This window comes from Erysipelatoclostridium sp. AM42-17, assembly GCF_003480255.1.
Classification (GTDB): Bacteria; Bacillota_I; Bacilli_A; order Erysipelotrichales; family Coprobacillaceae; genus Faecalibacillus.
The window spans coordinates 1-7,645 of the sequence record NZ_QUIN01000038.1 but is presented as its reverse complement, the minus strand read 5'-3'; the positions used below and the strand labels follow the sequence as shown (position 1 = coordinate 7,645).

Annotated in this window: 9 protein-coding genes; 6 read left to right on the top strand and 3 right to left on the bottom strand. The window is 27.3% G+C overall.

The genetic code is table 11. The annotated features are described in order from the left end of the window. Positions 1-264 precede the first annotated feature (264 nt). The 3 genes from DW911_RS10680 to DW911_RS10670 all read right to left on the bottom strand — a co-directional run bounded on the left by DW911_RS10680 (position 265) and on the right by DW911_RS10670 (position 3,440). A complete protein-coding gene (locus tag DW911_RS10680) occupies positions 265-918 on the bottom strand; it encodes a ribulose-phosphate 3-epimerase (protein WP_117788918.1) in 654 nt (217 codons plus the stop codon). Between the two features lie 26 nt (positions 919-944). Next, positions 945-2,285, bottom strand: coding sequence for an MATE family efflux transporter (locus tag DW911_RS10675; RefSeq protein ID WP_117788919.1), 1,341 nt, complete (start codon positions 2,283-2,285; stop codon positions 945-947). A 72-nt stretch (positions 2,286-2,357) separates the two neighbouring features. Then, complete coding sequence (locus tag DW911_RS10670) at positions 2,358-3,440, bottom strand: SIS domain-containing protein (protein ID WP_117788920.1); 1,083 nt, start codon at positions 3,438-3,440, stop codon at positions 2,358-2,360. 142 nt (positions 3,441-3,582) lie between these two features. On the opposite strand from DW911_RS10670, the gene DW911_RS10665 reads away from it, so the two are divergent. The 6 genes from DW911_RS10665 to DW911_RS10640 all read left to right on the top strand — a co-directional run bounded on the left by DW911_RS10665 (position 3,583) and on the right by DW911_RS10640 (position 7,515). Further along, positions 3,583-4,302, top strand: coding sequence for a GntR family transcriptional regulator (locus DW911_RS10665; protein WP_117788921.1), 720 nt, complete (start codon positions 3,583-3,585; stop codon positions 4,300-4,302). Between the two features lie 126 nt (positions 4,303-4,428). Next, positions 4,429-5,175, top strand: coding sequence for a PTS mannose/fructose/sorbose/N-acetylgalactosamine transporter subunit IIC (locus DW911_RS10660; protein ID WP_117788922.1), 747 nt, complete (start codon positions 4,429-4,431; stop codon positions 5,173-5,175). Next, positions 5,165-5,995, top strand: a complete 831-nt coding sequence (locus DW911_RS10655) for a PTS system mannose/fructose/sorbose family transporter subunit IID (protein ID WP_117788923.1) — start codon at positions 5,165-5,167, stop codon at positions 5,993-5,995. The genes DW911_RS10660 and DW911_RS10655 overlap by 11 nt, the downstream gene beginning before the upstream one ends. Positions 5,996-6,001: 6 nt before the next feature. Then, the gene (locus DW911_RS10650) at positions 6,002-6,397 is read left to right on the top strand and encodes a PTS sugar transporter subunit IIA (protein WP_117788924.1); all 396 of its coding nucleotides are present in this window, start codon (positions 6,002-6,004) and stop codon (positions 6,395-6,397) included. Beyond that, on the top strand, positions 6,397-6,882 hold the full coding sequence (locus DW911_RS10645) for a PTS system mannose/fructose/N-acetylgalactosamine-transporter subunit IIB (protein ID WP_199589209.1): 486 nt from the start codon (positions 6,397-6,399) through the stop codon (positions 6,880-6,882). The genes DW911_RS10650 and DW911_RS10645 overlap by 1 nt, the downstream gene beginning before the upstream one ends. Before the next feature lie 201 nt (positions 6,883-7,083). Then, positions 7,084-7,515, top strand: a complete 432-nt coding sequence (locus DW911_RS10640) for a hypothetical protein (protein ID WP_147338514.1) — start codon at positions 7,084-7,086, stop codon at positions 7,513-7,515. The last annotated feature ends 130 nt before the right edge of the window (positions 7,516-7,645 follow it).

Here is a 7,645-nt window from a genome sequence, read left to right as displayed (position 1 = left end):
TACCAATACTATTTTTGTTTAAAACTAAAATATCAGATTATTTTAAATACTCAGGAAATGCAAAAGTGGGAAACTCCCACTTTTTTGAATAAATGATGATTTTTTTATATTTGTTTTCTGTTATATATCGTTCCTACGGGAAATAAAACAGAAAAATGTATCTTTGAATTATTATTATATCAAATAGATTATTTCAGCTAAAAACTGAGTTTCATAAAAAAGTAACAAAAAACGAATAAAAGCACTCTTTAAAATTTATACTTATCATAAGTTTCGAATATTCTCACAAATAGTTTTGTACGATTCTTTTTTATTAAACAATGCACCTGTTCCTAAAACAAAACCATCAATTCCTAAATGAGATAACATTTTTATTTTATCAATAGAACAAGCACCATCGACTATAACTTTGTATCCTTGATAATTTTTTGCTTCTTGAATAAATTTTTGAGATTTAGATGTTATAAATTCTAAATATTTTTGACCTGCAAAACCGGGACTTACATTCATAATTAAAACATAATCACACAGATAAAGAATATTTTTAACAGTTTCAAAAGAAGTTTCAGGATTAATAGCAATTCCTGCTAAAGCCCCAAGATCTTTGATTTTTTGAAGTGTTCGGCAAGCATGTTTATCAGATTCTGGATGAATATATATGATATCTGCACCTAGTTCAATAAATTTTTCTACATAATTGTAAGGGTGACTAATCATAAGATGAACATCACAAGGTATGTTTGCATGCTGGCAAATATATTCTACATCTTGAAGCCCCATTCCAAAATTAGGAACAAATATTCCATCCATAATATCTAAATGGAAAATATCTATACCACTTTTTTCTAATAATTTTATTTCTTCTTCAAGGTTACCAAAATGAGCACACATCATAGAAGCACATAGTAATTTTTTCATAATAAAATCATCCTTTCCTTTTTTATTTAAACAAGAGCATGTAACCATTTTTTTGTTTTTAATCTTTTCATTCCAAGTATTAATCTTAATAATTGTTCAATTTGACTAATCAATATAACAACAACTATATCAGATATATTTAACAAACAAATCATAATGAAGGTAGACGTTAAACCAACTCCCCATAAAATAAAAGAATCTAAAAAAGTTAAATATTTGGAATCACCACCAGCTCTTAATGCTGAAAATATAATGACATTAAATAATCTAAAAGCAATTCTGATAGAAAGAACTCTTACAATTGATGTAGCAAGATAAATTTGTTGTGAAGGCTTTAATTCAAATAAGTTTGTAATTTGTGGTGCAAATATTAATAGAGCAATAATAATAGCAAAAGATAATATACTTGTTATTCCAAAAAAATAATGAACTTCTTTTTCAGCATAGTCAAAATTTTCTTTTCCTAATTCAAGTCCTATCATAGAAGTAGAGGCGTCGCTCATTGCATTAACAACCGTATAAAACATATTAACAATTTGGTTACCTATATAATAACAATCCATAACATTTTTACCCAATAAACTATACGCAACAATAAATAAACTATTTCCTATACTAAATAATGTTTCATTAATAATTAAAGGGAAGACTTTTATATAAACTTTTTTAATAAAAGAAAAAGGAATATTAAAAGTCTCAAAAAAAGTACCAATAAAAGGTTGATGAGAAATAACTGAATAAAAAAAGTAAAGTATAAAACTAATAATTTGACTTAATAGTAAACTTATTGCTGCACCCTTAATTCCAAAATGAAATATAAACATAAATAAGATATTAAATAAAATATGTAAAATCATTGTTATAGCACTAATAACTAAAGGAATATAAGTTTTTTGGACACTATGATAGGCAAAAGTAAAACTAAGTATAAGTGAAGTTAATATATAAGAAAAACAAGCGACTTGTATATATTCAAAAGCATCACTAATAACTTTTTGATCTTGAATGAAAATTGCTAATAAATATCTATTAAAAATGAAAACAAGCAATATCCAAAATAAAGCATTGAGAAAAACGCTTATTAAACTTAATCCAAAACTTTTTCTCATCTTTTTTATATCATTAGCACCATAGTATTGAATGATAAAAATGTTAATTCCTGCGGCAATACCAAAAGCAATACCTTGCATTAAGGCATCAATTTGTAAGGCTGTGCCTATCGCAGAAACACAATCAATTTGGGAAGCCATGATTGTATCAATAAAACCACTAACACTTGTTAAAACAGATTGAATAGCGATAGGGAGCATAACCATTCCAGTATGTTTATAAAATGTCTTATGACCAAAGTATTTTTTTAAAATCAATACAATCACCTCCTTTTCACATAAAAGAAAAAGCACCTATCAAAGTACTTTTTCAACAACATCTAAGGGAGATTATTTATCGTAAATATAACTTTGCATTTTTTTATGGAAATCAGGATCACTAGGTATATTAGCATCAATTCCTAGATCAGCAGAACAACTTCTAGCAAAAACCTGAAGAGGAACAACATATTCCATAACCGTAAAATCTTTGTCATTTGTAAATGGAAAATAAAAATCTTTTTTATTATTATTTTCATTAGAAATTAAAAAACAATGTGCATTTCGTTCTTCTTCAAAGTATCTTTTTAGTTGAATTGCTCTATTAAAATATTGTCCACCAGATCCTAAATAAAACATATAAGTATCTTGATCAATACAATGATAAATACCATGCATAAATTCTTCTAATTCATAACATTGTGTACTATATCTAACAGATTCAGATATTTTTAATGTTCCTTCTAACATTGCAGATATACAGTTCTCATATCCAATAATATATAAACGTCTACATTTTAAAAAGTCTTGTTTATTATTTTGATACCACTCTTGTGCTTTCTCAGCAATAAGAGGTATATTGTCAGAACTCTTTAGCATGCGTTTAATATAATCATCATAAATATCTTGAGATATTCGATTTTGCTTTAAAGCAACTTTTAATCCTAAAATGACCAAAGTAACAATTGAACAAATGTATCCTTTTGTTTTTGGACCTGCATACTCAATTGGCATTTCAATAAATAACTGTTGATCAGCATGTTTTAAAATTGGTGTATCTTTTTCTGCAGTTACAGCAATAGTAGCAAATCCTTCATTTCTAGCTTTATCTAATCCAGCAATAGTAGAAGCAGACATTCCAGCATGAGAAATACCAATGACCAAAGTATTTTTATTAAAAATTAATTCATCTTTAAAATCAATTGGATAAGATTGAAAAACTTTTATTCCTAACACTTTTTCAATAATAGGTTTTGCTGCAACAGCAGCATGATAAGATGTTCCTGATCCAATAATATATATTTGATCAATTTTTTTATTGAGAATATAATCAACAGTTGTATTAAAAATATCTTCCTGTTGATTAACGATATCTCTAACAGCTTGTTTTGATTCTAGAATATAAGTATACATATCCCATTTTTTTTCTTTCATAATTTTTCTCCTTTCCTTTATAAATACATTATAATTAATTGTATATACAAATGTCAATAAAAAAATAAGATATTTGTTAATAACATAAGAAAAAAACTTTACAATATTTGACATTGTATGTAAAATATTACTTGGTGATAGAATGAAGAAAAAGGCAAAATATATTCTTGTAGAAGAATATATAAAAGATTTAATTAGTGATGGAAAGTTAAAGAATGGAGATCAATTAGAAACTGAATTTCAATTGGCAGAAAAATTTAATGTTAGCCGTTTAACTGTTAATAAAGCAATTTCAAGATTAGCTGCTGAAGGTATTATAGATAAGATACCAGGAAAAGGTTCATTTGTTAAACAGGCTCTGTTTTTTGCTGATTATAAAACTGTAGGAAGTTTTAGTAAATACATGGAGTCTCAACATAGAGTACCCGGATCTAAGTTAATAGAATATAAAATACTTAATTCTAAAGATGTTCCTATTATCGCAAGTTATTTAGAACTGGATAAAAATGAAAAAATACAGTATTTTGTGAAAGTAAGGTCTGCAGATAATGAACCTATAGCAATTATGACGTCATATATTCCAGCAAAATTAGTACCATCTTTTGATGTTTCCGTTTTATTTGGATCACTTTATGATTACTTTGATACATTAGATCTTCCTAGAATTAAAACAAAATCAAAAATTACTGCAATATTATCTGATGATTACTTGTCAAGCAATTTAGAAATTGAAGAAAATACAGCATTATTGAAACATGATCATGTTACATATACAAAGAATAATATACCTTTAGAATATTGTATTGCCATATATATAGGTAATAAATACGCATACGAAATAGAAGAAACCAGAATTAAATAACTTATAGAAGGCATCATAATGATGCCTTTTGTTTTACAATAAAATAATTTATAATAAAATTATTGACATATATGTATATATAATAATATAATAATGTATATATAAAACATAGAGGAGGAAAAACATATGAGTACATTGACACTCGCTATTATCTTGACATTATTTGCCATGATAATGACATTTGATTATTGGTCAGAATTCGGTATTTACTGTCCATTGGTCTGTGGTGTATTTACTGGACTAGTTGTTGGAGATGTTGAATTAGGATTCCAGGTTGGTTCAGTATGTACATTAATGAATTTAGGTTTTTATAATTTCGGAGGAGCAACAACACCAGATTATCAGATTGGAGCTGTTTTAGGTGTTGTATCTGCTAGTAAGACAGGAGATTATAATGTTGGGTTGTTAGTTGCTACATCTTTAAGTTTATTTGTTATGCAACTAAATATTTTAGGAAGAACTTTAAATACATTCTTCTTACATAAAGCAGAAAATGCTTTAAAAGTTAATAATATTAAAGCTTTTGAACGTTTTCATGTTATGGGAATTATTCCATGGATGATTGCTAATGCTTTACCAATTTTTATTGGTGTTATGTTAAGTGATTATTTAACTATTATTTCTGATTTTGCAGCTTCTGCTCAATGGTTCTCTAATGGTTTGCAAGTTGTTGGAGGTGCATTACCAGCTATTGGGTTTGCTTTATTGTTATCTTACATGGATTTAAAGAAGTATTGGCCATTTATGGTTATTGGATATGCCTTGTTCTCATTTGCTAATGTGCCAGTATTAGGATTAGCTATTTTAGGAGCAGCATTTGGTTATATGTATATTAATATGGGAAAGAAAGAAGGTATAACTAATGGAGACTAGGACGATTTCAAAGGAAGCATTACATAGAACAAGAAGAAGACATAATTGGGCACTACAATGGTGTATGAATTATGAAAAAATGCAAGGTAGTGGATTTGCTTTTGGTATGGTTCCAGTTATTAAGGAATTGTATGAGACTGAAGAAGAACAATGTCAACATTTATTGAGACATGCACAATTTTATAATTGTCATCCTGCTGGATCAGCAGCAATATGTGGAATTGCTTGTGCATTAGAAGAAAATGGACAAAGTGATACAGCAGATAGCATTAAAGTTGCTTTGATGGGTCCAATGGCAAGTGTTGGAGACACAATTCAAGGAGTCCTTGTAAAACCTTTAGTAAGTTTGATAGGTGCTGGAATGGCTGCTGAAGGAAATTGGTTATCTATTTTAATGGTGACATTACCTATGGTAGCATGCTTTTTAGCAAGATGGCCTGCATTTAATATTGGATATAAGCAATCTTTAAATCTATTAAATAATATGAAAAGTGCATTTTCGTTTGATAAATTACAAGAATTAGCTAGTGTCTTAGGTTTAACGGTTATTGGTGGATTTATACCTAGTATCTTGGGATCAAGACTACAATTAGGGTTTGAAATGACAAAAGCGATTACCGATCCTAATACAGGTGAAGTAGTAGAACAAGCGTTCAAATTGCAAGAATCTTTAGATTCTCTATTACCTTATATTTTACCTATTTTATTTGTTGGATTATGTTTTTATCTATTAAAGAAGAAAAAAATGACTCCTGTAAAAGTTATTCTTATTATTGCAGTTATAACATTTATTTTAGGGGCAACAGGTATTATGGTATAAAGATTTATGAAAGGTATTTTATTAATTAGCCATGGAGAAATGGCAAAGGGTATGGTTGATTCTATTTCTCTTTTCTTTGGAAATTTAAAACAACTAGATTATTTGTGTTTAAAAAAAGAGGATAATCCAGAACAATTTAGGCAATTAATGATAGAAAAAATAAAAGCTTTAGACTCTGGTGAAGGCGTTATTATTTTAGCAGATATATTAGGAGGAACTCCGTGTAATCAATCAGCTTATGTTATTAGTGACAATGTAGTTGTTTTAACAGGTATGAATTTGGGAATGCTTATTTCTATTATGTCTGCAAGACAAGGACAAACAATTGATATAGAAATGGTTTTGAATGATGGAAAAATGGGTATAAATTGTTTAAATGATTTATTAGGAGTGAAAAAATAATGATAAAACATATTAGAATTGATAATAGATTAATTCATGGTCAAGTAGCAGCTGCATGGAAAAATAATATAGGAGCCGATGCAATTATTGTATGCAATGATGATGTAGCAAAAGATCCTATTCAAAAAATGGTATTACCTATGGCCGCACAAGGATCAAAAGTTTTAGTTTTCAGCATAAATGAATTAATTGAATATGATAAAAAAAATCCAAATGAAACAAAGTTTGTGATTTGTAAATTTGCTAGTGATTGTTTACAACTCTTAGAAAAAGGTATAGAAGTAGAAGAAGTGAATATTGGAAATCAAGCTCCTGTATTAAATACAGATTATGTAATGGTTAATGGTTTTGTTGCTGCAACAAAGGAGGATGCTGTTACATATAGAAAAATAGCAAAATATAGAAATGGGAAACTTCCATGTCAAGTTGTACCAACAAGACCTGTAGAGGATTTCTTAGAATTATTAGAGAAAGCAGGTTTATAAGCAAGCATATGCTTGCTTTTATCATATATGTATATTTATATTCAACAAAAAATAAATAAAATAATGATATGTCTTCTTCTTTTTGCCATTGTTTTTTTAATAGGAGCTTACTTATTATTTATAAAAGATATTATTAATATAGTATTTTTTGTCCTCTTATTTGCATTCATTATATTTATGTTCAATTATATAATTAGATTTATGGAACAAAATCTAGAACATTATACAATATATAAAATGTTAAAAAAGAAACAAATTGCTTTAGCAACTATACAAAATATGGAATTTTATAAAGAATTAAGAGATAGTACATTTACTAAACAGTATATATATAAATTACATATTCAAATTAAAACATTAGAATCAAAAGTTATAGAAACAGATATTTATGAAAAAGTAAAAGATAGTCATATCAATTGTTTACCAGGAGATGTTTATATTACTTTTAACAAAGATATGACACATATAGCTATTATTCCTACATTAATGATCCAAATGACTCCAGAAATAGAACCATTAATAAGAAAATATGAAAAATTATATCAAATTCATTATATTGTTGCTATAAGAGACAAGGGGCTAATTTTAAAGTCTATAAATACAGTGATGCAAGAAATGAAAGAAAATAATTAAAATTGTGTTAAGTTATTTGATTTTTTATCAATAATAATGAGTTACAAGAGATTTTATACTATATTTACACAAGTAGTAAAGGTAATTTAAAATAACTTGTGGTTGAGATTGTTTCGGCCAATAAGACAAT